Annotated in this window: 15 protein-coding genes; 5 read left to right on the top strand and 10 right to left on the bottom strand. The window is 64.6% G+C overall.

From position 1 onward, the window contains the following. Positions 1-11 precede the first annotated feature (11 nt). The gene (locus KF886_21470; GenBank protein MBX3179929.1) at positions 12-3917 is read left to right on the top strand and encodes a beta-galactosidase trimerization domain-containing protein; all 3906 of its coding nucleotides are present in this window, start codon (positions 12-14) and stop codon (positions 3915-3917) included. Positions 3918-3954: 37 nt separating this feature from the next. Here KF886_21470 and pstB read toward each other — a convergent pair whose 3' ends face one another. Genes pstB through pstS form a run of 4 tightly spaced genes read right to left on the bottom strand, consistent with a single transcriptional unit; the run spans position 3955 to position 7766 of the window. Then, positions 3955-4785 (bottom strand): phosphate ABC transporter ATP-binding protein, encoded by an 831-nt coding sequence (pstB, locus tag KF886_21475; protein MBX3179930.1) that lies wholly within the window; start codon positions 4783-4785, stop codon positions 3955-3957. A 35-nt stretch (positions 4786-4820) separates the two neighbouring features. Further along, positions 4821-5714, bottom strand: coding sequence for a phosphate ABC transporter permease PstA (gene pstA / locus KF886_21480; GenBank protein MBX3179931.1), 894 nt, complete (start codon positions 5712-5714; stop codon positions 4821-4823). Beyond that, positions 5711-6718 (bottom strand): phosphate ABC transporter permease subunit PstC, encoded by a 1008-nt coding sequence (pstC, locus tag KF886_21485; protein ID MBX3179932.1) that lies wholly within the window; start codon positions 6716-6718, stop codon positions 5711-5713. The genes pstA and pstC overlap by 4 nt, the downstream gene beginning before the upstream one ends. Positions 6719-6725: 7 nt before the next feature. Next, positions 6726-7766, bottom strand: a complete 1041-nt coding sequence (gene pstS / locus KF886_21490) for a phosphate ABC transporter substrate-binding protein PstS (GenBank protein MBX3179933.1) — start codon at positions 7764-7766, stop codon at positions 6726-6728. Positions 7767-8471: 705 nt separating this feature from the next. Between pstS and KF886_21495 the strand changes: the two genes are divergently transcribed. Then, a complete protein-coding gene (locus KF886_21495; protein ID MBX3179934.1) occupies positions 8472-8981 on the top strand; it encodes a hypothetical protein in 510 nt (169 codons plus the stop codon). 91 nt (positions 8982-9072) lie between these two features. Here the strand turns inward: KF886_21495 and KF886_21500 are convergent, their stop codons facing one another. Beyond that, entirely contained in the window at positions 9073-10449 is a 1377-nt protein-coding gene (locus tag KF886_21500; GenBank protein MBX3179935.1) for a phosphomannomutase/phosphoglucomutase, read from the bottom strand. Positions 10450-10579: 130 nt separating this feature from the next. Between KF886_21500 and KF886_21505 the strand changes: the two genes are divergently transcribed. Further along, entirely contained in the window at positions 10580-11728 is a 1149-nt protein-coding gene (locus tag KF886_21505; protein MBX3179936.1) for an 8-amino-7-oxononanoate synthase, read from the top strand. 100 nt (positions 11729-11828) lie between these two features. Continuing rightward, a complete protein-coding gene (locus KF886_21510; GenBank protein MBX3179937.1) occupies positions 11829-12986 on the top strand; it encodes a M28 family peptidase in 1158 nt (385 codons plus the stop codon). A gap of 457 nt (positions 12987-13443) precedes the next feature. On the opposite strand, the gene KF886_21515 is transcribed toward KF886_21510, so the two are convergent. The 4 genes from KF886_21515 to KF886_21530 form a co-directional block, all read right to left on the bottom strand. Then, positions 13444-13767: a (2Fe-2S) ferredoxin domain-containing protein gene (locus KF886_21515; GenBank protein ID MBX3179938.1), complete on the bottom strand. Its 324-nt coding sequence runs from the start codon at positions 13765-13767 to the stop codon at positions 13444-13446. 217 nt (positions 13768-13984) lie between these two features. Beyond that, positions 13985-17110 (bottom strand): VCBS repeat-containing protein, encoded by a 3126-nt coding sequence (locus KF886_21520; protein ID MBX3179939.1) that lies wholly within the window; start codon positions 17108-17110, stop codon positions 13985-13987. A gap of 3 nt (positions 17111-17113) precedes the next feature. Beyond that, entirely contained in the window at positions 17114-18706 is a 1593-nt protein-coding gene (locus KF886_21525) for a sulfatase-like hydrolase/transferase (GenBank protein MBX3179940.1), read from the bottom strand. Between the two features lie 357 nt (positions 18707-19063). After that, entirely contained in the window at positions 19064-20266 is a 1203-nt protein-coding gene (locus KF886_21530; GenBank protein ID MBX3179941.1) for an IS256 family transposase, read from the bottom strand. Positions 20267-20442: 176 nt separating this feature from the next. On the opposite strand from KF886_21530, the gene KF886_21535 reads away from it, so the two are divergent. Beyond that, positions 20443-21222, top strand: a complete 780-nt coding sequence (locus KF886_21535; GenBank protein MBX3179942.1) for a hypothetical protein — start codon at positions 20443-20445, stop codon at positions 21220-21222. Positions 21223-21417: 195 nt separating this feature from the next. On the opposite strand, the gene KF886_21540 is transcribed toward KF886_21535, so the two are convergent. After that, complete coding sequence (locus KF886_21540) at positions 21418-23856, bottom strand: protein kinase (protein ID MBX3179943.1); 2439 nt, start codon at positions 23854-23856, stop codon at positions 21418-21420. Between the last annotated feature and the right edge of the window lie 11 nt (positions 23857-23867).

Below are 23867 nucleotides of genomic sequence, written 5' to 3' on the forward strand. Positions count from 1 at the left end.
GGAGATCAGCCATGCAGTGGCGCATAGCGCGGGTACAGTGTTATTTCTGGGTATTCCTTGCAGCCTCGATTATGCTCGCCTTGACCCTCTTCGCCCGCGCCGACATACCCCCCGGCCCCGAACTGCTCGACGCCGAGCACGCCCTCTCCATGGAGTTCGAAACGCCGCATACGAAGTGGGCGAAGCCCTACGCGCAAGGCACGACGCGCGTGCTCTTCTTCGCGCCGTGGTACCAGGGCGGGACCGAATGCCGCGAAATGATCGAGCTGATGCAACGCTTCGATCTGGACGCCGACGCGGTCTACTGCTTCCCGCCCGGCGACCGCCTGGTGGGCGACGGCGATCCGCGCTGGTATGGCGATCCGGAGCTGGCCACGAAACGCCTGCTGCGGCTCCTCGAAACGCCGTACGACGTGATTTTCATGAACCAGATTCCGCTGGCGAAGCTGAACGACACGGCGAAAGCCGCCGTGCTCGCGGCGCTGGAGCGGGGAACCGGGCTGGTGTATGTGGGCAACGAGCGAACTGGCGAGGAAGCAGCTTGGGGCGCGGATGCCTTTACCCCGCAGGACCAGGCGCGAAACCTGCAAGCGGGCCAGTTCCCAACAGATGCGGACCGGCAGTGGATGCCTTCCGGCTTGGCGTATAAGCGGCTCTACAGCTACGGGAAGTCGCGAATCATCCACTTGTTTCCCCGTGAGGCGCTCACGTATGAAGCCGGCTGGGAAGCACGATTCGATTATCGGATGGAGCACCAGGGGCGCGCGCTTCTCTGGGCTGCCGGCAAGCTCCCCCAGGGATTCCTCGGTATCGGGAACAACCCCATCGAAATGCTCCCGCCGGAAATGGCCGAGGCCGCGCGCAAGGCGATGCGGTTTTCTGTCGCGAGCGGCGCCTCCGGAGAGCCCACCAGAACGATAGGTCCCGAAGGCACAGGCGGGCGCTTCAATCCCGACGTGCCATGGGTCCTGCATTGGGGCGGACTGCCGCCCGAGACACGGCTGACGGTGCGTATCCGCGACGGCGTTTCCTATGAACGCGAGATCGTGACGCAGGAGGCGGAAGGCACGGGCCTTCTCCCGTTGGAAATTCCATGGCTCCGCAGTGGTGCGTACTACGTCGAAACGAGCGCGCAAAAGGACGGCCGTGTGCTCACCTGGGCGGGCGCCGATCTGTTCGTGACGACCGGTCGGGAGATCGGCGCGCTCGATCTCGACCGCGACTGGGCCGAAATCGGCGAACGCATCGAGGGCGCCATCCTGGTGGATGACATGCGTGCCGGTGATGCGGTAGTGGTTCGCGTCTATGATGGCGCCAACCGGCTCCTGAGCGAGGCGCCCGCGACGCTGGAAGCGGGGGGCGCGGCAAGATTTTCCGTGGAAGTGCCCGCCTGGTTTCCCATGCTCGTCCGTGTGGAGGCGGTGCTGGCGAACGGCGGATACGAATTCGATACCGCGCACGCCATGGTCCGCATCACCAACCGAAAACGCGATCAGTTCCACTTCGTCCTGTGGAATGCGCACACCACCGATCTCGCCCCCTACGGCGCGCAGGCCATGGCGCGCTACGGCGTCACCTCCGTATTGCAGAACAATCCGCTCCCGGCGCTGTCGGCGGCGAATCTCGCCTTTGTGCCCTATGCCGCAAGTTTCCGCGCGAGCAGCCACTCCCTGCTCGCCATGCTGGACGAGAATGGCGTCTTGAAGTCCGGTTGCGTGCATGACGAGGAAGGCATGGCGAAGTTCGTGGCGGAAACCGTCGCGCGCGCGGACGACGCACGCAAAATGGGAACCTTCGTCTACTCGCTGGGCGACGAAAACGCCGTGCGCGCCGGCTGCCTGAGCGATCATTGCCGCGTGGCGTATCAGAACTACCTCCGCGACGAGGTCTACGGCGGCATCGAGGCGCTGAACGCCTCCTGGGGCACGCGGTTCGCCTCCTTCGACGAAGTCGACGCCGATTCCGCGGGGGATCTGCCCGCCGCGGACGCACCCTCGTGGTTCCGGGAGTTCTACGCGCAACGGCTCGTGAAAAACGAGACCGACGACCACGTAACCAGCGCAAAACAGATTGAGATGGGCGACATCAACGACGAAATGCGCGCGCTGCAACGGGAGAATTTCGCGCGCTGGTACGACCGGCAGGATTTCCAGAACTGGTCCTACGTGCAGTGGTGCAAGCGCTTCGTGAAGGCCTTCAAGGAAATCGACCCGCACGCGCTCACCGGATTTGAGGGCACCGACAGCTTCAGCATCCGCCGCCTGACCACGCGCTCGCGCCAGGGCGGGGATATCGACCTCTTCATGCGCGAGATGGAGTACTTCGGCCCCTACAACGACCCCGCCAGCGAGGTGGTCCGCTCGCTGGCGAAGGGAGCCTTCCCGCGCGGCAACTGGATCGGCTACAGCATGGATCCCGACGTTGAACTCGGCTACTACTGGGGGCAGATCACCAACGGCTTTAACGCGGTTCAATGGTGGCGCCTGGACAACGTGGGCCAGGGCTACCACGGCTTCCTGGCGCCCGACCTGGCGCCCTCCCCGACCTCCCGCGCCCTCATCGAGGACACCCGAATCGTGCGGGAGGGACTCGGCGACCTGCTCATGCGCTACACCATGGAGACGGACGGCGTCGCGATGCTCTACAGCCTGCCATCCACCTATATCGCCCATTTCGACGGCAACCCGTCCTACGGGCTCTACGTGCGCGACCACGAGCGGTGGATTGAGGCGCTCCACAACGCGGGCGTCCAGTTCGACTATGTCACGGACCGCCAGTTGCGCCTCGGCGAGTTTGACGCCTCAAAGTACAAGGTGCTCATTCTGCCACTCGCTTTCGCCATTGGCGACAAGGAAGCCGATGTTATCCGCGCCTTCGTCCAGGGCGGGGGGACGCTCATCGCGGACCTGCGCCCCGGGCTCTACAACGACCGCTGCAAGCCCCGAGAGGAAGGCGCGCTGGACGATCTGTTCGGCGTCAAGCGTACGGGAAAACAGAACGCGGTCGAGCTGGACCGCATGCGCGTGCAGGGCGAATTGAACGGCGCGCCGCTGTACATGGAGTGGGGGAACTGGTACGGGAAAGACATCTACCCCCAGATGCACACCGACCCGGCCGTTGAACTGACCACCGGCGAGGCGCTCGGCTGGAATTTCCCGATCCACTTTCACCACGGCCTGAAGTATCCCGCCGCCGTGGTGAACGATCACGGCGACGGGCGCGCGATCCTCCTGAATTTCGGCGTGTACTATGCGCCGATGGAAGATCTGCTCCCGGGCCTGCTGGCCGTGGGCGGCGTGGAGCCGGCGGTGCGCGTCCGTGCCGCGTCGGGCGAATCCGCGGATCGCGCCGTGGCCCGCCTCCTCGACGAGCAGGAGCAGACGCCCGCCACCGCGCCGGGGAACGAAGAGATGCAGTTGCCTCATCCCCGGGGCCTGGAAGTGACCCGCTGGCGCGACGGAGATGTCGAACTGATCGCCCTGCTGGATGATGTGGACCGAGACGTCACGGTCTCTCTCCCGGCGCCGCGCTTCGTATACGACCTGCGCGCCGGAAAGGCCCTCGGCCACGTCCGGGAATTCAAAGCCGCGCTGCGCAAGGCGCGCGCCAGCTTCTACGCGCTGCTGCCGGAGGAGTCCGCCGCACCCGTGCTGGAATTGCAGGGAAGCGCGGAACAGGATGCGCCGGTCCGAATCGTGATCCAGGCAAATGGCGGCGGCGCCCGGGCGATTCAACTCGCGCTACGCCAGCCGGACGGCGCCACCGCAACGTGGGCCCCCGGACACGTGATCGCCGATGAGGGTAGCGGCGCCGTTGCCCTGCCGTTCGCCCTGAATGACCCTCGGGGCGCGTGGGTCCTGGAGGCGCGGGACCTGTTCAGCGGGCTCGCCAACACCGTCCGCCTGACACGGCCATAGCCACTCGCGACTTTGCAGGCGCCCGGCGAACAGGCCCTCAGCCGAAGTCGCCGCGGAGGTAGGCCTGCGTCTGCGCATCCCGCGCGTCTTGAAACAGTTGCTCGGTGTCCCCGAATTCCACCAGGAACCCGGTGCGGCAGCCGCTGCTCGTGTCCACGTTCAGGAAGCCCGTCTTGTCCGCCACCCGCCGCGCCTGCTGCAGGTTGTGCGTCACGATCACAATCGTATAGCGCCGCTTGAGTTCGCCGATTAGCTCCTCGATGCGCCGCGTGGCGATCGGGTCCAGCGCGGAGCACGGCTCATCCATCAGGAGCACTTCCGGCTCCGTCGCGATCGCCCGCGCGATGCACAGCCGCTGCTGCTGGCCGCCGGAAAGCGAAAGCGCGCTCGTGTGCAGCTTGTCCTTCACCTCGTCCCACAGCGCCGCTCCGCGCAGCGCCATTTCCACCCGTTCCGCGCGGTCGCCGCCGATGCGGTTGATCTTCAGGCCGAACGCGACATTGTTGTAAATGCTCATCGCGAAGGGATTCGGCTGCTGGAAGATCATCCCGATGTGCCGCCGCACCGCGACCGGATCGATCGCCGGTTCGTAGATGTCCCGCCCGAGGAAGCGCACCGTTCCCTCCAGGCGGAATCCGGGAATCAGGTCGTTCATCCGGTTCAGGCAGCGGAGCACCGTGCTCTTGCCGCAGCCCGAAGGCCCGATAAGCGCTGTGACCGCGCCCTTCTCTATCGCCAGGTGCGTGTCGCGCACCGCCAGGAACGTTCCGTAGTACAGGCGGTTGATGGACGCCTCGACCACACGTTCCGCCCGCTCCGTGCGCGCTGTAAGCACGCTGCCGGGCCGTGATTCACGCATGAGTATCATCGTCGTCTTCCTTCCTCTGTCCCAGCACAGCCGCGCTAGTGGCGGTAGCGCCGCGCGATCGCCTGGGCCCCCAGGTTGGCCGCAAGCACGATCAGCACGAGCACCAGGGCCGCCGTCCATGCCAGGTCCACCTGGTTCTGAAACGGCACGCCGGAGAAGTTGTAAATCAGTACCGCAAGCGAGGCCGTCGGCTGCATCAGGTCGGGTTGCCCGCCCGGCGCCAGCCAGTAATTGCTGAACAGCGCAGTGAACAGCAGCGGCGCCGTCTCGCCCGCCGCCCGCGCCACCGCAAGCATCACCCCCGTCAGCACACCGGGCCACGCCGCCGGAAGCAGCACCATCCAGACATACTGGAACTGCGTCGCGCCAAGCCCCGCCGCGGCCTGTTTCATCGAGTTCGGCACAGCGCGCAGCGCCTCCTCCGCCGCCAGCACCACGGTGGGAAGCATCAGAATCGCCAGCGCGATCCCGCCGGCCACCGCCGAATACCCGCCCGTGAACAGCACAAACGCGCCGTAGGTGAACACGCCGGCAAGAATGGCCGGCAGGCCGGAAAGGACCTTCGCCGCGGATCGCGTTGTGCGCGCCAAGCGGCTCTCCGGCGCGATCTCCGCCAGGTAGATCGCCCCCAGGATGCCGGCGGGAACGGCGATCATCGCCGCGAGCCCGGTCATCGCGAGGGTACCCGCGATCGCGTTGCCAATACCGCCGCCCGGCTGCATCGGCGGCGGGGGCAACTGCGTCAGCGCCGCCAGGTCCAGGCGCTGGCTGCCGCGATAAAGCAGCATGATCAGCACCGCCATCAGTGGGGTCAGCGCGGCCGCCGTCAGCAGCGCCGTCAAACCAGTCAGCAGTGCGTTCACCAGCGTGCGTCGGCTCCCCAGCGATCGCTCCAGGCATCGGGTATCGTGCACGGTGATTGCGCTCATGCGCGGCTCCCCTCATAGCGTGTCGCGCGCTGCATGATCGCCGTGCCCATCATGTTGACCAGCAGCGTGATGCAAAGCAGCGCCAGCGCGGCGTACATCAGCGCCGGCAGTTCCGTTGCCCCCGCCTCCGGAAAGCTGTTCGCCAGAAGCGCCGCGAGCGTGTTCGCCGGCGAGAAGAGAGAGAGGCTGATCGCGCTCGCGTTCCCCACCAGCATCGCCAGCGCCATCGTCTCGCCCAGCGCGCGCCCGAACGCCAGCACCACTGCACCGAAAAGGCCCGTGGAGGCGCTCGGCAGCACCACATGCAGCAGCGTTTCCCAGCGCGTCGCGCCGAGGCCCAGCGACGCCTCGCGCACCCGACGCGGAACGGCGTGCAGCGCGTCGGTTGCGATGGCCGCGATGGTCGGCAGAATCATAATGGACAGCACGATAGCGGCCGGCAGGATGCCCGGGCCGCTCAGCGGCGTCCCAAAGAACGGAATGCCCCCGATCGCTTCGTGGATCGCATTGCAGGCGGGGCGGATGGCCGGAATAACCACAAAGATGCCCCACAGGCCATACACCACGCTGGGGATCGCCGCAAGCAGCTGGATAAGCGTCCGCAGCACATGCTCCGCGCGCGCCGGAAGGCCCGACCAGAGCCCGTTGTCCCGCGCCCCGAATCGCACGAGCAGAGCCGTGAGCGTGGTCGCGAGATAGCCCTCGGTGATGAAGATCGCCACCGCGATGCCCGAAACCGACGCCAGCCCGAGCGCGAGCAGGGAACTGTACAGCGTGCCCCAGATCTCCGGAAGGATGCCGTAGGTGTTCGTGTTCGCGTCCCACTCACGACCCAGCAGGAAGCCCAAACCGTGTTGGCGTATGGCCGGATATGCCTCGGCGCCAATCGTGAGCGCGATGGCGATAACGAGCAGCAAAAGCGCGCACGCGGCCGAACGGCTGGCGGCGCGAAGCAGGGTGTTCGCCGTACGTTGCCCCCGTGTTGGCGGTTTGGACAGGCTCATGATCGCCTCAATGAATCTCGGCGGCGGCCGCCCGGACCCGCGCGATGATCTCCGCGGGAAGCGGAAGATACCCCAGCGCTTCGCTGTCGGCCTGTCCCGCCTCCAGGCAGAAATTCACCAGTTCGCGGAAGATCGCGGCCTTCGAGGCGTCGCCGTAGGTGCGATACCCGATAAGCCAGGTGTACGACACGATCGGGTAGCTGTCCGCGCCTTCCGGATCCGGGATCCAGCCCACCAGGTTGTCTGGCAGCGCCGCGCTCGTCAATGCCGCCTGGCCCGAAGCCGGAGTCGGCGCGACATAGGCCCCGGACCGGTTCTCCAGCAGCGCCATCGGAAGTTTCTGGCCCGAAGCGTACCCGTATTCCACGTAGCCAATGGACCCCGGCGTCGTCATCAGACTCGCGGTCACCCCTTCATTGCCCTTCGCCCGCGTGCCCACCGGCCAGTTCGGCGATTTGCTCGTCCCCGGGCCCGCCGCGAATTCAGAACTGATCGCGCTCAGGTGTTGCGTGAACACGTACGATGTCCCGCTGCTGTCCGCCCGCACCACCACGTTGATAGGAGCATCAGGCAGCGCCACGCCGGGGTTCGTCGCCACGATGGCCGGATCGTTCCAGCGCGTGATGGCGCCCAGGAAGATACCCGAATAGGCCGCCCGCGAAAGACGCAGCCCGGCGACCCCTTCCACGTTGTACGCCAGCACGATCTTCCCGGCCGTCATGGGAAGCAGCACGACCCCATCGGGTACCTGCGCCAGCTCCTCGTCGGTCATCGCGGCGTCGCTCGCCGCAAAATCCACGGTCCGGTCGATCAGGCTCTTGACGCCACTCCCGCTGCCAACGGACTGGTAGTCCACCTGAACGCCGTCCCGAAGGTCCGAAAAATCCCGGAACCACTTCATGTACAGCGGCGCGGGAAAACTTGCCCCCGCGCCCTGAAGGCGGGTGAGAGAAGCCCCGGAGCCGCCGGTGGGCCCCGCCGAGCAAGCGTGCAAAAAGGCGACCAGGCAGAGCAGGCCGAAAGCGGCATGGATACCGCGCAGTAACATCTTGAAACTCCAGGAATTGCAGCCGTGGACAGGGGGCCTGGAGTGGCCCGCTATCCAATGAAATTCTACGACAACATCCTGCGGGAAGTGCGTGGATCCGGTTAGATTTCTGTTAGCTCCAGGGCCCTGCCTGGACGGGAAAAACCACGAAAACGTGCAACACTTCTACGGAATGAAGTTGGATTGATTTCTCGAGGACACAAACCCGCGCAACAACGGGAGTGCGGACCAATGGGAGCGCGGGCGGCCCGCCCGCATCGCGCCGCGAGGCGCCAGGATCGCGGACATTCCGCGGCAAAACAAGCCACAAGACCCAAAGCGCCCTTCCCCCTTCACTCTTCACCACCCGAAACTCGTTCCCACGGTCCCCCGTGGGAATGCATGCCGTTCCGCTCAGCGGAACAATCCCCACACAAGAATCCGTAAACCCGTTCCGCAAAAAAGTAGGATAGCCGTCCCGGCTGTCCACCGCGCCACCTCGTGAATCGCGGATACGCCGCGCGCCATGCCCGCCCGCTGCTTCACCCGGCTTCAATGTCACAAAATCTCTTGTTTTGTCATGGGGCATGTGCTAGCGTAATCCGGCTTCCGGAACGAACGGCCTTCGCGCCGGCCGCTTCGGCGTATCGGTGGTCGAGTCCAGGTAGGGATAAGCAGGGAAAACAGTGGGCGTGCGTTTGCGCCGCGCCTCGGAGGAAGAGAGATATGCCCAAGGTTGATGTTGAGTCTGATCTCCCCAAACTTGAGAAGAAGGTCGAGGCCCTGGTGAAAGAGGCCGGTAAGATCAATACGGAGAATAAGAAGCGCTATGCCGAGTTCGAGAACCTGAACGGCGCCCTCTGGGAAGGCAAGAAAATAATTGAGGACAACCAGAAGGCGCTGAAGAAGGAGAAGGACACCAAGAAGGTCAAGGCGCTGGCCGACGAAATCGAGGAGCAGGAAAAAACGTTTAAGAAAATCTCGGCCAAAATACCGGGCATTCGCAAGAACGTCGAGTCCACCATGAAAGACGCCGAAAACTGCGATAAGGATCTCAAGAGCGCGCTGGACGAAATCGCCGCGCTCAACAAGGCGCTGACGCGCACCGCCGGCTTCGGGGACGACCTCAAGGAAATGGCCAAACAGCTCAAGGACCTGGAGAAAAAGGTGGACAAGGCCCGGGAAATCGTCGGGCCGATCGCCACCGGCGGCCTACCCAATACGCCCAAGTTGTAGGCGGGACCGCCGCGCCACGCATTCGTAACTCGAGACGAAAACGGGCCGCCGGCATCGCCGGCGGCCCGGAATCATAAGCGCTACGGACGGACTACTTCACCTTCACGCCAAGCTCCTTGAGCTTGCCTTCGATCATCGCCAGAATCTCCTTCTTCCGCTTGTCCGTATCCGCCTCCACGCGGACCACGAGCTTGGGCGACGTGTTGGACGCGCGCAGCAGGCCCCAGCCATCCTTGAACTCGATGCGGGCGCCGTCAATCGTCACCACGTCCAGCCCGAGGTCCTTCTGGAAATAGTCCCGCGCCTGGGCTATCACGTCAAACTTCCGGTCGTCCTCGCAGTCATACTCGAGCTCCGGCGTGATCGGGCGCACCGGGATGTGCTTAAAGTGCGCGCTCAGTGGCTTCCGGCCCGCCGCCAGAATCTCCAGCAGGCGCGCGCCCGAGTAGATCGCGTCGTCGAAACCATACCAGCGGTGCTTGAAGAAGATGTGCCCGCTCATCTCACCCGCCAGCTGCGCGTGGAACTGCTTCAGCGCCGCCTTCAGGTGAGAGTGGCCGGTCCGCCACATGATCGCCTTCCCGCCCTTCTTCTCAATGTGCGCGTACATGCTGCGGCTGCACTTCACCTCGCCGATGAACGTCGACCCCGGCTTGTCCTTCAGGATGTTCTCCGCAAACACGGCCACCAGCCGATCGCCCCAGAGCGGGTTGCCCAGTTCGTCGCAACCGCCGAGCCGGTCCACGTCGCCGTCAAACGCAATCCCCAGGTCGGCCTGGTGCTTCTTCACCGCCTTCTTGATGTCGGCGAGGTTCTCTTCTTTCGTCGGGTCCGCGTGGTGGTTCGGGAAGTTCCCGTCCACATCGCAGAACAGCGGAATGACCTCGCAGCCGAGCTTTTCGTACAGCGGCACGGCCACCACGCCGCCCACGCCGTTCGCCGCGTCCACCACCACCTTCAGCTTGCGCTTGAGCGTGATCCCCTTCGTAATCCGGGCGATATACTTCGGAACCAAATCCATTCGCGTGATGGTCGTGGTCTTGTTCACTTCCGGGAACTTGCCCGCCTCCGCGATCTTGCGGAGTTTCTGGATCTCGTCCCCGTAGATCGTGGTCTTTCCCACGCCGATCTTCAGCCCGTTGTAATCCTTCGGGTTGTGGCTCGCCGTCAGCATCAGGCCACCGTCCACCTTCAGCGTGTTCAGCGCGAAATACAGGACCGGGCTTGGAACCTCCCCGATATCGATCACGTTCATGCCGCAGGCCGTGAGCCCATCAATGAGCGCGCGGGAGTAGGCCTTGCCCGTCAGGCGTCCGTCGCGGCCGACGACCACCGTGTTGTGCTTCCGCTTGCCGCGCATGTACGCGCAGTACGCCTTGCCGAGCAGTTCATACGTGCTTTCATCAAGATCTTTCCCGGCGACGCCACGGATATCGTATTCCCGAAAGATATTCGGATTCAGCTTCATGCGTTTCAACCCTCCGCGATTGTGGATCTGGCCTGACAGTACGGGGGATAATACGCAAAAGGGGGTTCGCCTTTCCAGATTCATCCGCCGCAGCGCTGCGGAAGTCCCGTATTCACACAGGTATTCCGGCATGTCTTCCCACCCCTACGAACACATCCTGCAGGCCATTCGCGACGATCACCGCTGGCGCGCGCTGCGCAGTTGGCCCGGCGCCGGCGGCATCATTCATAAGGACGGGCGCCGTCTCCTCAATTTCTCCTCGAACGACTACCTCGACCTCGCCAACGCGCCCGCGCTCAAGCAGGCGGTCCGCGAGGCCCTCGACGCCTACGGCTGCGGCGCCACGGCCTCCCGGCTCATGTCGGGCGATCTGGACATCCACCGCAATCTGGAACAGGCTATCGCCCAATTGACCGGCCAGGCGTCCGCGCTTGTGTTCCCCAGCGGCTACCAGGCCAACGTGGGCGTACTCCAGGCCCTCGCCGGCCGTGATGACGCCATCTTCTCCGATGCCCTCAATCACGCCAGCATCATCGACGGCGCGCGCCTGTCCCGCGCCGCGATCCACGTCTACCGGCACGCCGACACCGATCACCTTGCCGAACTGCTCGACGCCGCGCCGCCCACCGGACGCAAAATCATCGTGACCGATTCCGTCTTCAGCATGGACGGCGACCTGGCCCCGCTGGAAGCCATCGCCGGGCTCGCCCGATCCGCGGGCGCGGTGCTGGTGGTCGACGAGGCCCACGCGCTCGGCGTCTGGGGCGGGGGCGGGGGGCTCTGCCGCGCGCTGGGCGTCACGCCGGACCTGATTACCGGCACCTTCGGAAAGGCCTTCGGCGCGGGCGGCGCCTTCGCGGCCGGCTCGGCCCCCTACCGCGACCTCCTGATCAACACGGCGCGCAGTTTCATCTTCAGCACCGGCCTCACCCCGATGAACGCCGCCGCCGCCCGCGCCGCCGTGCGCGCCGTCGCGGATCATCCGGGCTGGGGCGACGAATTGCGCGCGCAATCCGCGCTGTTTCAGGCCGAGCTGCGCGCGCGCGGCGTTCCCGTACAGCCCAGCGAAACCCAGATCGTGCCCGTCCCCGTCGGGGACAACCAGCGCGCGGTCGACCTCGGCGCGGCCCTCCTGGACCGCGACATCATCGCCACCGGCATCCGCCCGCCCACCGTGCCCCCGGGAACGGCCCGGCTCCGATTCTCGGTCACCCGGGCCCATTCGGAGGACGACCTTCGCCACGCCGCCGCCGCCGTGGCCGAGGCCCTGGACGTATAGGCAACGGACCCCGCGTTGGTTCCTCCGGATCTTTCCCGGGCGCCCGTCACGCGGCTATACTGGGGCGGACGGAAACGGTCGCGCGCGGAAGGAAAGTGGCTTGGGTTTAACACAAATTCACGACGACCTCATGTACCTGGCGGGCCGCCTGCCGCACCGGAGCGCCCAGAGCGAGGAGGAGCGCGAGGCATCGGCCTATATCGCCGACCGGCTGCGTGAATACACGCCGGATGTGAGCGTCGAGCCGTTCCACGCGCCGGAAAACTACCCCTACCTCTTCGCTTCCTACATGTCCGAGTTTCTCATCGTCGGGGCGATTGCGTTCCTCTGGCCCGAGGTCGCCTTTGGCTACGGGCTCGGCGTCTTCGCGCTCTACCTCGCCGAATTCGCCGGCTACCGCGGGCTCTCGCGCTTCATGCCGCAGTACCCCTCCCAGAACGTGACCGCCCGCTTCCTCGGCCTGCGCCCCCGCGCCACCATCGTCTTCATCGCCTACTACGACAGCGGCTGCGCCTCCCCGATGACCCTGCCGAACCGGATTCCGCTGTTGCGCCCGATGCACCTGTTCCTGCTTTCGTGCATGGTCCTGGTCCTGGCGACCTGCGCCGCCGACGCGCTCTCCGGTGGCCCGCCCTACCCGGGGCTCGGGCTCCGCTGGATCGCCATCGCGGCCCTCGGCGCCGGCGCGCTCGCGCTCTTCCTCGGGGCCGGGCGCGGCGAGGACATCCGCGGCGCCAACAACAATGCCTCCGGCGTGGCCGCCCTGCTCGGCGTGGCCGAAGCCCTGCGCCGGAACCCCGTGGAAGAAGCCGACGTCTGGATGGTGGCCCTCGGCAGCCACGAGGCCTGGATGAGCGGCATGCGCCATTTCCTGCCCGCGCACCGCCTGCCCCGCGACCGGACCTGGTTCATCAACCTGGAGGCCGTCGGCGCCGGCCGCCTGCATTACCTCAAGACCGAGGGCTTCCTCTACGCCCTTCGCGCCGACAAACAGATGACCGGCCTCGCGAACGCCATCGCCGCCGATCGCCCCGTCCGCGCGGGCGTCCTGCGCGCCGTGCCCACCGCCGCGCACGTCCCGCTGTCGCGCGGGATGAAGGCCCTGACCCTCATGGGGCTCGACGATACCGGCCTGCCCGCGCACTGGAACCAGCTCAGCGACCGTTTCACCGCCGTCGAAGAGAAAACCATCGAGGAAGCGATCGACTTCACCGTCGCCCTCGCCCGCCGCGTCGCCGCCGAATCCGCCAGAGAATAGCCGTCCCGCCCAAACCCCACATCATCACCCCGAAAAGAAAGTGGCACAGCCGTCCCGGCTGTGTTCAGCGCCGCCAGGCGCCAATGTAGGATAGCCGTCCCGGCTGTCCATCGCGCCGAAGGCGCAACCGCAGGATAGCCGCCCCATTCCAGTAACGAAACGTGGACCAATGGGAGCGCGGGTCGAAGATGCGCCGTGGTGGACGGCCCGCCCGCATCGCGCCGAAAGGCGCAAAGGATCGCGGACATTTCCGCCACGGCGGACCTTCGGCCTGTCTGCGGCAAAGTGAGCCAAGCTCCAAGAGTTCCCCTGCCCCTCACCAAAACCACCTCGAAAAGAAAGTGGCACAGCCGTCCCGGCTGTGTTCAGCGCCGCAAGGCGCCAATGTAGGATAGCCGTCCCGGCTGTCCATCGCGCCGAAGGCGCGCATCCAATCCCACGCCACTACCCGCTCCGCTCAGGCCGAATCCGAATCTGCCAGCACAGCCTCAAACTCCCGCGCCAGCATCGCCTTCAACGCCGCCAGCCCCGCATGGTCCAGCCCACATATCCACTGATTATCCGGCATCACAAGCACGTTCGGACCCGACTCACATCGGTCCATACACCCCGACTTGCACACCCGGATATAGCGCTGCAGCCGCTGTTCCTTGACCCACCGCTTCAGGTCCGCATGCAGATCGGCGCTCCCGCGCTCCGCGCAGCACACCCGCTCACCCGGCTCGCGGCAATTCGTGCAAACCAGCAGGATCTTCTGAAAGGGGAGAGAACGGTATTCCATAACCCGGGATTCCTCCGGCGCCCAACCAGCCAGGCGCGCCCGTTCCCCATTATGCCCAACCCGGCCCGCCCGAAACGAGCCCCCGAGCCGATTCGCTGTTTGCACCTGATTCATGTTGGGCTGCGACGGGGGTACGCCTTGCGGAATCGTGGGCGGGCGTCCCACCGCAAACCACCGAGGCGCAGTCCACGCAACGAGGCGCGGAGGAGCCATCGAGTCATCGAGGATCTGTTCCTGCTTCTGCGCGCGAAAGATTCCCGGTCGCAAAGTCCAGGTCAAGGATGTTGTCGACGTTGACCTTGGTGAAGCTGCGCGTCTCGCCGCCTTGCAGGGTCAACATCAGCTCCACTTCGTCATGTTCACCAAGTCCGAAGTGCGCTTCCAGCGCCCCGCCGGACTTGTAGGCGTGCGCGGGGTGTATCCAACGCGCGCCCAGGAGCTTGCCCGATCCCGGATCACGCACCTCGACGCGGGCGCCGATGAGCTCCGCGTCATTCAGGCCGGAGAAACGCAACCGCAGCCAGTGGTTCTCGCGGGCGCCGTGGAGACCGGTGTTCCAGTAAACCCGGCTTTCGTAGCGCGCCATGCTTAGAGGAATGCCGCTGTTGTCGGGATCGCTCGCTATCACCAGGTCCAGCAGTCCGTCGTTGTTGAGATCGGCCGCCTCCCCGCTGATGCCGCCCGCATCCAACCCGCTGAAAGTGGTGGGTTGAAGTTCGAAGGCGCCCTGGCCACGGTTCATGAAGAGCGCCGCGCGCGTGGAAATATTGGCGGATTCGCTGCGATCGAGCACGACGACATCCTGCCAGCCATCGTTGTCGAAATCCCCGAAGACGGCATCGGAATAGTAGGGCTTTCGCTCGTCGGCATTCATCCGCGCCCTGGACCGGCTCGCAATCGGGGCGTCGAAGAAATGCATCCACTCCGCATACGTCCAAGTTACGGGGGTCAATCCCGAGGCGTCGGTCGCCTCTTCAAAAAGGAATCCGCCGAGGTTTCGCCAGAAACGTCCACCGGCGTACTCCGTTCTTGGCGCCCATCCGGGCATACCGGGCCCAACCGCGAGAAGGTCGAGATCGCCATCATTGTCGGTGTCGGCAAACGAGACATAGGGGAGGCCGGGCGCGCTTCCTTCCGGAGACAGCGTCTTTGCTTCGCGGTCGTACCGCAAGCGCGCTTCACAGGCCAGGCCGTTCCCCACGATTTTTTCGAAGCGGAATTGCCCCGTCTCAACCAACATGTTCTTCCAGCAAAACACGCCCTGACGATACTCCACCGGCGTATATGGCGCTTCGAGATCCATCACGTCAACGTGAAATGTCTGGACCAGATCCAGGTCCCCATCGTTGTCGAGGTCGTACAGATTGATGTCGGGCCCGGCCTTGTCCCTCGCCGGATCATGGTGGAAGCCCCCGAAATCGGGGATCAGTTCCGTGCCCCCGATGTCTTCGAATCGGCCGTCCTCAAACCGCTCGCCAGACGGCCGGAAGATGTAGAGCCGGCTGTGCGGAAAGCCTCCCTGCGCATCCTTGATGTTGTCGCAGCCGATCGCGATGTCGAGCCAGCCGTCCCGATTCACATCCCCGATCGACGGTTGCCGGTTGTACGCGAGTTCGTTTCGAATGCCCATCGCCTCCGAGACATCCCGCAAGCGGTCCCACGCGCCGTCGGAAACGAACAGGGAATTGCCCACGGACTCGATGCCGCGCCGGTTCACTCCGCCTGACATGGGGGCGTGGCGTGTCACGAACAAGTCGAGATGCCCGTCGCGATTGAAGTCGGCCAGCACGGGAACCTGGCCCCGCCCGAAGTCGTCCAGGCTCACCTTCGAATCCAGCAGCGTCACCGTGTGCGGCTTGAAAACGAAATCGCCCTCATTCAGAAAGACACGCAACTTCTCGCCCGCGCCAAAGCGCTGCCCCGTCCCCCGGCGCGGTGAAAACGTGGTCAAAAGGTCAAGCAACCCGTCATCATTGAGATCGGCGGTTGCAAACCCGTTCATGCCCTCCTGGAAATCGGTGATGCCGGGTACAGAGATGCTCTCAAAAAGCTGACCGCGGCCGGTGGCATCCTGTGCGGCGTCGCCCTCGGGCATCTTCTTCAGCGGCGGTTCGCCGGGACGCTGCTCAACGATTTCCTCGTTGTGCGGTGCGGGTTCCGGCGCGTTGGCAAGCAGTCGTGCGCGGGTCGCCTGCCAATCCGCGCCGTCTCGGTCGCGGGATACAGCGCGCCCGACCTGCGGCCGAGATTCAGAAGCGGAAGCCCTCGCCTTCGACCCGGCGATTACCTCCGCGGACGCCTGTTCAAGGTAAATACGGTTGCCATCAGGATCTCGGACAAGCCAGCGCGATCCGGCGGCGGCCCGCGCCTCTTCGAGCGAGACGCCGCGCTTACGCAGCCCGTCGAGTGCGGCGCCAAGGTCTTCTTCCCGCAGTGTCAGGCTGCGCAGTCCCAATGCGTTATCACCGGCCACGGCTTCGTTGGGGCGTTCGCCCGGCGGCGCGGCAAACTTGACCCGTCCGGCCCCGGTCGCAAAGAGATACATCTCAACGTTGAACGGTGGGGGCAGCGTCCAGGGTTCGAACTCGTGAAGGCCAAGGGCGCCCCCATAAAACTCGCGTGCGACCGCCTCGTCGCTGACGGCCATTCCCCACGTAAACGTTTCTTCCGTCACGCCGCGCGGCAGCCCCATCAGTTCGACGACGTTGCCTTCCGGGTCGCGCGTCATCCACACGTTGCCGCCCCTGACGGGAGCTGGGTAGCCCGCGGCGACCAGGCGCTCGCCCACGGCCGCCGCGTCGGCGAACCACAGGGAAAACCAGCGGTAACCATTGGAGGCCAGCATTTGCCGAACGGGGCTACCTGTCGCGGGCGGAGAAGGTTCAATGGCGACTTCGCGAAGCCGTAAGTAACAGCCGGCCCATTCCAGCAATGCGCCTGCGCCTTTGACGGGTGACTCGATTTCGCGCATACCGATACCGTCGCGATAGAACCGTACAAGCGCCTCGGCGTCATACACGCAAAGTTCGAAAACGGTCTCAATTGCTGTAAGAGTTCCCGGTGCGGGGGATGCAATTGGACTCGACTCGGCCCGGTCCGGGGATCCGGCCCGCCGGCCCGCGACGAAACCACGGAACTCCGCTTGCGTTACAAAACCGTCCTTGTCCGTGTCCACTTGCTCGAATAGAGGCCCCTCATACTCGTCGCGCCCAATCCGGCCGTCCCCGTTTCTGTCAAGGCGATCAAAGGAGACGCCTCGCGACCCAGCCCCTTCCTGGGAAAAGGCGGACTCGATAACCAGCGTGGAGGCTGCAAGAACTGCCAACACCAACGGCTTGCACATTCTCTACTCCTCTTCCACCTGCCTGCGGCTTCGGCTGTAGTTCTGTGCTTCTTGAAGCGTCAGGGCGCCGTCCTTGTTTGCGTCCATGGCTTCGAACAAATCCGCGCGGGGAAACTCTTGCGCGGTTACTTTGCCGTCCTGGTCGCGGTCGTATTCGTTGAAACGCTCCTGCAGCGCTCCCCGGCGCTCGGCGTTCGGCTGTCTCTCCCCTGGCTGGCGGCCGGAACGGGAAGACCGCCCGTCCTGTCGCACCCATTTCGCGGGGCTCATCTGCTTGTCCCAGTCTCCATAGACCGATTGCAGCCTCTGGACGATATCCGGCATCGCTTCGGCAAGATTACGGCTCTCCCCGATGTCCTCCCCGAGGTTATAGAGCTGGGATTCCTCCCCTGCAACCTGGACCAGCTTCCAATTGCCCTCCCGCACTGCGCGCTGCTGGCCCGCCCGCCAGAAAAGCCGTTCGTGCGGCGCGCCATCCTCTTTGCCCGTAAGGTACGGAAGCAGGTTCACGCCATCCAGAGGCTTTTCCGTGGGCATGGCGCCCCCCGCGGCCGCGAGCGCCGTGGCATGCACATCGAAGCCCATGACCATATGCGGATACACGGCGCCCGCCGGGAGCGCGCCTTTCCATTGCGCGAGGAATGGAACGCGGATGCCGCCTTCGAGCACCTGGCCCTTGTATCCGCGCAATGGCGCGTTGCTCGACGTGGTCTGCCGGGTCGGACCGCCGTTGTCGCTGTAGAAGAAGACCAGGGTATCCTCTTCGAGGTTGTGTTCCCGGAGTTTACCCAGCACGCGTCCCACGGCATCGTCCATCGCGGACAGCATGCCCGCGTAGGTCCGCCGCTTCGGATCCGCGATGTCGGCGAACCGTTCCTCATACTTGCCGGTGGCCTGCAAGGGCGTGTGAACGGCGTTGAACGCGAGATACAGGAAGAACGGGCCGTCCTTGCCGCGGTCCACGAAGTCGGACGCTTCGCGCGCGAAGACATCGGTGAGGTAGTCGCTCTCCTCAACACGCTCCCCATTGCGCACCAGCGCCGCACGCGATTTACCTCCCGGCAGATAATTGTGGGCGCCGCCCAGGAAGCCGAAATGATAATCGAATCCGCGCTCATGTGGTCGAAGCCCCTCGTTGAAGCCCACGTGCCACTTTCCCACCATGCCTGTCGCGTACCCCAGCCCCTTGAGGCGTTCCGCCAGGGTAAGCTCCTCGCGCGGCAGACCAAAATTCTCGGCGGCGTGCTCCTCCGGGCCGGAGTTGTGTTCAAAGCCGAACCGGTGTTGATAGCGCCCGGACAGAAGCGCCGCCCGTGACGGCGAACAAACCGGGTGATTTGAATAGCCGTTCGTGAAGCGAATGCCATTCGTCGCCAATGAATCTGTGTGGGGAGTGGGGATGTCCCGGCAACCCTGGCATCCCAGGTCGGCGTACCCAAGGTCGTCCGCGAGAATAACCACGATATTCGGCTTGGAGTGTCCCGGAGCGCTGCCGCCCGGTGGCAACGCGCCGTCCGACCGCGCCCCAGGCAGTTCAGCCCACGTGCTTCCAGCCAACAACCCAACCGACGCGACCAGGAATTCTCTTCTTTTCATGGCGAGTTCCCGAGATTTGCGGACCAGATTAACCCGTCGCAACCGCTGATACATCACAAACGGTTGCGATTTAAACGAGGATCATGCGCTCTCGGGATGTTGAACACCGTTGAAGGGAAGGAGTTCCCGGATAATCCCAAACACTCCTTGCGACGTCTCAGCGAGAGAATGCTTGCCCCGGCGTTTCCAATCGCCCGCGGAAGCAACTGCGTTGCGCTTGTGCCGCTGGTTGGTGTCAAGAACTTTCTGTAATTTGTCTTGGTGTCTTGGTTGAAGCCTGGGTTTAGGTTTTGACCTCGGGTTGTTTTTCAGTTTCCCCCTCCCCCCGGGGGGAGGGGGAAACTGTACTAGTATTGGTTATGCCGCGTTCTGCTTCTGCTTCTTCGTATTCGCCCTGCGTTCGTCCACCCAGTTCATCGTAAGGTAGCGCGCCCGCTCACAGACCCAGCTTTCATGGCGTTCGAGCAGGTGCGCGCCAATCAGCCTGTCCGCGGACGCCACATTGGGGAAGATGCCCACGACATTCGTTCGCCGCTTGATCTCAGCCATGACCCGCTCGATCATGTTCGTCGTGTACACCCGCCGCCGGCACGGGCCGGGCAGGTCGTGCGTGGCAAGGGTCTCCTCGAACTGCTCCCGTATTTGCGTGGCGACTTGCGGGTATTGATTCTCCCAGCGCTCCGCGACGCGCTCCGCTTCGGCCAGGCTTGTCTTGACGTCTTCAATCTTCCGGGCGGCCCGCAGCTCCTGCGCCAGCGGCTTCTTATCCTTGTGACCCACCTTGGCCAGCGCGTTGCGCTGGAAGTGGGTCCAGCAACGCTGCCAGGTGGCCTGGGACCACTGCGTGCCCACCGCCGCCTGTATGCCCAGGTGCCCGTCCGAGACGACCAGCTCAACGCCCGTGACGCCACGCTGGCGCAATTCGCGGAACACCTCGGTCCAGGTGGCCTCGCTTTCCAAATCCGCCAGACGCCAGGTGAGAATTTCCCGGCGCCCGTCATCGTTGATGCCCGCAACCACGAGAGCGGCCTGCTTGCGCACCCGGCCGTGAGAGCGGGCTTTGACGTAGCACGCGTCCACCATCAGTACAGGCCATTCCCGCTCGTCCAGACGGCGCTCCCGGAACTCCGCGAGCTTCTCGTCCAGCTCCTGGGCCACGCAGGAAACCGTGCTCGCCGACAGGCTAAAACCGCCCATCTTCTCCAGCACGTGCTTCACTTTCCGGGTGGATACGCCCATGAAATACATCTCCGCGCAGGCCGTCAAAAGCGCTCGCTCGCTCCGCTCCCATTTGGCGAAGAACAGCGGCGAATACGGCTCCGTGCCGCGCACCTGGGGGACATCCAGGGAAAGCTCGCCAACCCGGGTCTTGAGCTTGCGCGGCTTGTACCCGTTCCGATGGCCTTTCCGGCCTTCCGAGCGCTCGTGACGGTCCGCCCCCACGTGCTCGGCCACACCAGCCTCCATCACCGCCTTCGCCATGGTCTCCAGCATCAACTTCATGATGTCTACCTCCCCTCCTTCTTGAATCTGGCTCAGATAATCCGCAAAATCCTTCATGGCTGTCATTACTCCTCGTCTTGGCTTCTTCCAAAAACACCTAGACTGGAGCAAATGACGGCCATCTTTGTCTAGCCCCTTTTACAGAAAGTTTTATACTCCATCTGCCGCTGCGCGCGGGCGGCGCATAATGCGTGAAACGCCTCCCGGCATCCACGTATTGAAGGAGGATGGTGTTGAGCAGGTCAGTTTACGCGTTGTGTATTCGTCGCGTGGAATTCAAATTGATTCTCGTGATGCTGATACTGCTTTCCCACGTCTCCCCGGCGTCGGCGGAAGAGTCGGTGGCGCCCGAGATGAGGCCAGAGGACGCGTGGACATTTGTCCTGCTCCCGTACGCGTGGCTCCCGACCAACGACTTAACCATTGGCACGGCCTCCTATCTCCAGTCGGAGTTCACCAGCATTGAGGACGCGTTGGGCCAATTCGACTACGGTGGCCTCCTGTTCTTTGAGGCGCATCGCAAACGCTTTGCTTTTTACGCGGATGCGATGTATGTCCGGCTCTCAAATCAATCCCATTCAAACGGGCTGGCCGTTCACTCAGACATTCGCCAGGCCATGATCGAGGCGGCTGGCGTTCGCCAGTTCCGCGGCGAGCGGCATGGCCTCGACCTTCTGGCCGGCTTTCGCTACTTTCACCTCAATTCCGATGTGGAGGTGCAGATTGCGGGGCGTTTTCGGGATACGTTTCACTGGGTCGAGCCGCTTGTCGGCGTTCGCCACCAGATGCAATTGGCGAAGAAATGGCGCTATGACTGGCGCCTGGATTTTGGTGGTTTTGGCGCGGGGTCCCGCTTGACATGGCAGTTCGCCACGAATCTTCACTACGACCTGTCGAACCGCTATGCGATAAACGTCGGTTACCGGCATGTGGACATCGACTACCGCGATGATAGCCGGCGCTACGATTCCACGTTGTCCGGCCCCATGTTGGGCGTGAGTTTCAAGTTCTGACAAGCGAGCGCACGGCTCGAGTGCGGGTGTCATTCGATCATCGTCCTCGCGCTCGGCGGATCGAACTCATCCGAGACTGCCAGCGCCCCCGTCGCCTGGCGGCCCCATCTGGGACAGGCGCCGAACAGGAGGATAGGCATCCCTGCCTGTCCCGGCGGAAGCCCGGAATCCCAATACGCCCTCACCGCCTGCCCCTCAAACCTCGACTTCGGGTATCTCGGACTTCTTCATGAAATCGCGGCAGATCACAAACGGCGCGATCAGGGGCGCTTCGTCGAGGTGGACCCTCCAGGCCTTGAGGATCCCGCCGGTGTCCCCGGTGAAGCAGAAGCGGCCGTCCTGGCTCAGGGCGAGCGGCGCGGTGCCGGGGAGGCTGCGGATGCACTGGCCGGTCTTGATGTCCCAGATTTTCAGCGTGCCCTGGGCCGAGCCGGAGAGGACGAAACGGTTCATCTGGTCGATGCAGACGCTCGTGACGTCCGTCTTGTGGCCGCGCAGGGTATGCAGGATCTCCCCGCGCCCGAGGTTCCACACGCGGATATTCTGCCCGCTGGTGGTGACCACAATCGGTCGGGAGTGGCTTACGGCCATGGACAGCACGGGCCCCTTGTTCTGCGTGAATTCCTTGAGGCGTTTCCCCTTCCGAATATCCCAGACCCCGATCGTCCCGGATTCGTGCCCGCTGATGGCGTAGAGCCCATTCGAACTGACCGCCACGCTGCGCACCGGGGACGCCTTCGTGTCGATGGCGTGCTCGCAGGCGCCCGTGATCAGGTTCCAGTGGCGTATCGTGCCGTCGGCGCCGCCCGAGACCAGCGTCCGCGCTTCGTCACAGAGATCGAGACACCACACGGGCCCCTCGTGGCCCCGGAGCACGTGCAGGCAGGCCCCGCCCGCGAGATCCCAGGCGCGTATCGCTCCGTCTTCCCCGGCGGACAGCGCGATCGTCTCCGCGCGGCGCAAGGCGAACGCGTTCACCCGGCCCTCGTGCCCCTCCAGCGTGTGGATCAGCAGGTGCTCCTCGCGTTTCCACCACCGGACCTTCCCCGCCTCGCAGCCGGAAAGCAGGTGGCTGCCGTCGCGCGAGGCGTGCACCGCCGTCACGGGGGAGGAATGGGCCAGCGCCTCCCACAGCAGCTTGCGGTCCTTGGGCAGCCGCTCGTGCGATACGGCGATCCCGAAGGCGACCTCGCGGATCCGCTTGTGCTCCGGCGCGAGGTTCTCGAGCACCGTGCACGCGTTGGCCGCGTCGCCCCGCTCGACAAGCACCCGGGCCAGCAGGTACGGCGGCATCCAGTTTCCCTCGTGCAGCGCGCAGATCCGGTAGAGCTTCGCCACCACCTCGTTGTCCGAGATACGCCCGGTCCGCCACTGGTGCAGCGCCAGGTTATAGCGCGCCTCGATATGCGTCGGGTCCGCCCCCCGGATCTCCGTCCACAGCACTTCCGCCTCGTGGGACTGCCCCAGGTCCGCCAGCGACACCGCGCGGTTGTTCATCAGATCGAAATTCCGGATCTCGATGTCGTGCCGGCTGCGCTCATAGGGTCGGCCAAGTTCCCGGACGTAGGAGTCTTGCAGCAGCGCGACCAGGCCGCGCATGCCGTCCGGGCGCTCGTTGGGCTCGTCGGCAAAGCACTGCTCCAGCACCGGCACGAGCGAATCGGGAACGCGGGGGACTTCCGGATACCGCGCGCCGTATTCGAGCAGGGTCTTGAGCACCTTGCGCGCCTCGCGCCCGTCGTGCCAGAACACCTCCCCGGCGAACATCTCCAGCGTAGCCAGCGCCAGGCTCCAGACGTCGCTCTGCGCGGTGACCTCGTTCAGCCGCGTGTAATCCGGCGAGCTGTACACCGGCGTCCCGCCCAGCGGCCCCCACCGCACCAGGCGCCCGGGTGTTCCGGGGGTCGAATCCCGTTCCATTACGCCGACGCGGGCCAGGCCGAAGTCCGTCACCTTCACCTCGCCGGTGGGGCCGACGAGGATGTTCTTCGGCTTGACGTCCTGGTGGACCACGCCGTTCACGTGCGCGTGGTGCAGCCCCAGGGCGGTCTGGATGAGGATGTCGTACATCCGGTCGAGCACATCGTCGCGGCTGCCGGCGTAGAGGCTGCGGTCGCGGATCATCTTGCCCAGGTCGGGCCCGTCCACATATTCGACAAACACCCGGGGGATCCCGCCGAGGCGGCGCACACAATAGCAGATAACCGTGTTCGGGTGGGGCGGCAGGTTGATCCACGTTTCGCACTCGTGCTCGAAGGTCGATACCCAGCCCTTTTCCGAAACGAGGCGTTCCTTGGGGCTCTTCACCGCCACATCGATGCCCCAGCCGCGGTGATGCACCCGGTGCACCACGCCCATACCGCCGCGCCCGAGCTCGTCGCGCACGTCGTAGAGCTCCATCAATAGATCGCCCTTTTCCCACTCAAACGGTATGGAATCCGCGTCGTAGTGGTGGAAGGTGACTTTGTCGTCCGGGTGAACCGGCGGCGTCACGCTGTTGACCGTCACGTAAATCGGGAATTCGCATACGGTGCACCGGCACATCCGCCCGAAATGCCGCTTCCGAACGCGCATGACATTGCCGCACTTGCAGGTAACGCTGTACCGCTGTATGGTGGACCGTTTCGTCGCCATAAACCGCCCTG

The sequence above is a fragment of the Candidatus Hydrogenedentota bacterium genome, from assembly GCA_019637335.1.
GTDB lineage: Bacteria > Hydrogenedentota > Hydrogenedentia > Hydrogenedentales > JAEUWI01 > JAEUWI01.

Bases quoted from the DNA above. Each gene is read 5' to 3' on its own strand.
- KF886_21500 (MBX3179935.1), bottom strand. From the start codon at position 10,449: ATGAAGCTGAATCCGAATATCTTTCGGGAATACGATATCCGTGGCGTC.
- pstB (MBX3179930.1), bottom strand. From the start codon at position 4,785: ATGATACTCATGCGTGAATCACGGCCCGGCAGCGTGCTTACAGCGCGC.
- KF886_21505 (MBX3179936.1), top strand. From the start codon at position 10,580: ATGTCTTCCCACCCCTACGAACACATCCTGCAGGCCATTCGCGACGAT.
- KF886_21530 (MBX3179941.1), bottom strand. From the start codon at position 20,266: ATGAAGGATTTTGCGGATTATCTGAGCCAGATTCAAGAAGGAGGGGAG.
- KF886_21540 (MBX3179943.1), bottom strand. From the start codon at position 23,856: ATGGCGACGAAACGGTCCACCATACAGCGGTACAGCGTTACCTGCAAG.
- KF886_21470 (MBX3179929.1), top strand. From the start codon at position 12: ATGCAGTGGCGCATAGCGCGGGTACAGTGTTATTTCTGGGTATTCCTT.
- pstC (MBX3179932.1), bottom strand. From the start codon at position 6,718: ATGAGCCTGTCCAAACCGCCAACACGGGGGCAACGTACGGCGAACACC.
- KF886_21520 (MBX3179939.1), bottom strand. From the start codon at position 17,110: ATGTGCAAGCCGTTGGTGTTGGCAGTTCTTGCAGCCTCCACGCTGGTT.
- KF886_21525 (MBX3179940.1), bottom strand. From the start codon at position 18,706: ATGAAAAGAAGAGAATTCCTGGTCGCGTCGGTTGGGTTGTTGGCTGGA.
- KF886_21515 (MBX3179938.1), bottom strand. From the start codon at position 13,767: ATGGAATACCGTTCTCTCCCCTTTCAGAAGATCCTGCTGGTTTGCACG.
- KF886_21495 (MBX3179934.1), top strand. From the start codon at position 8,472: ATGCCCAAGGTTGATGTTGAGTCTGATCTCCCCAAACTTGAGAAGAAG.
- pstS (MBX3179933.1), bottom strand. From the start codon at position 7,766: ATGTTACTGCGCGGTATCCATGCCGCTTTCGGCCTGCTCTGCCTGGTC.
- pstA (MBX3179931.1), bottom strand. From the start codon at position 5,714: ATGAGCGCAATCACCGTGCACGATACCCGATGCCTGGAGCGATCGCTG.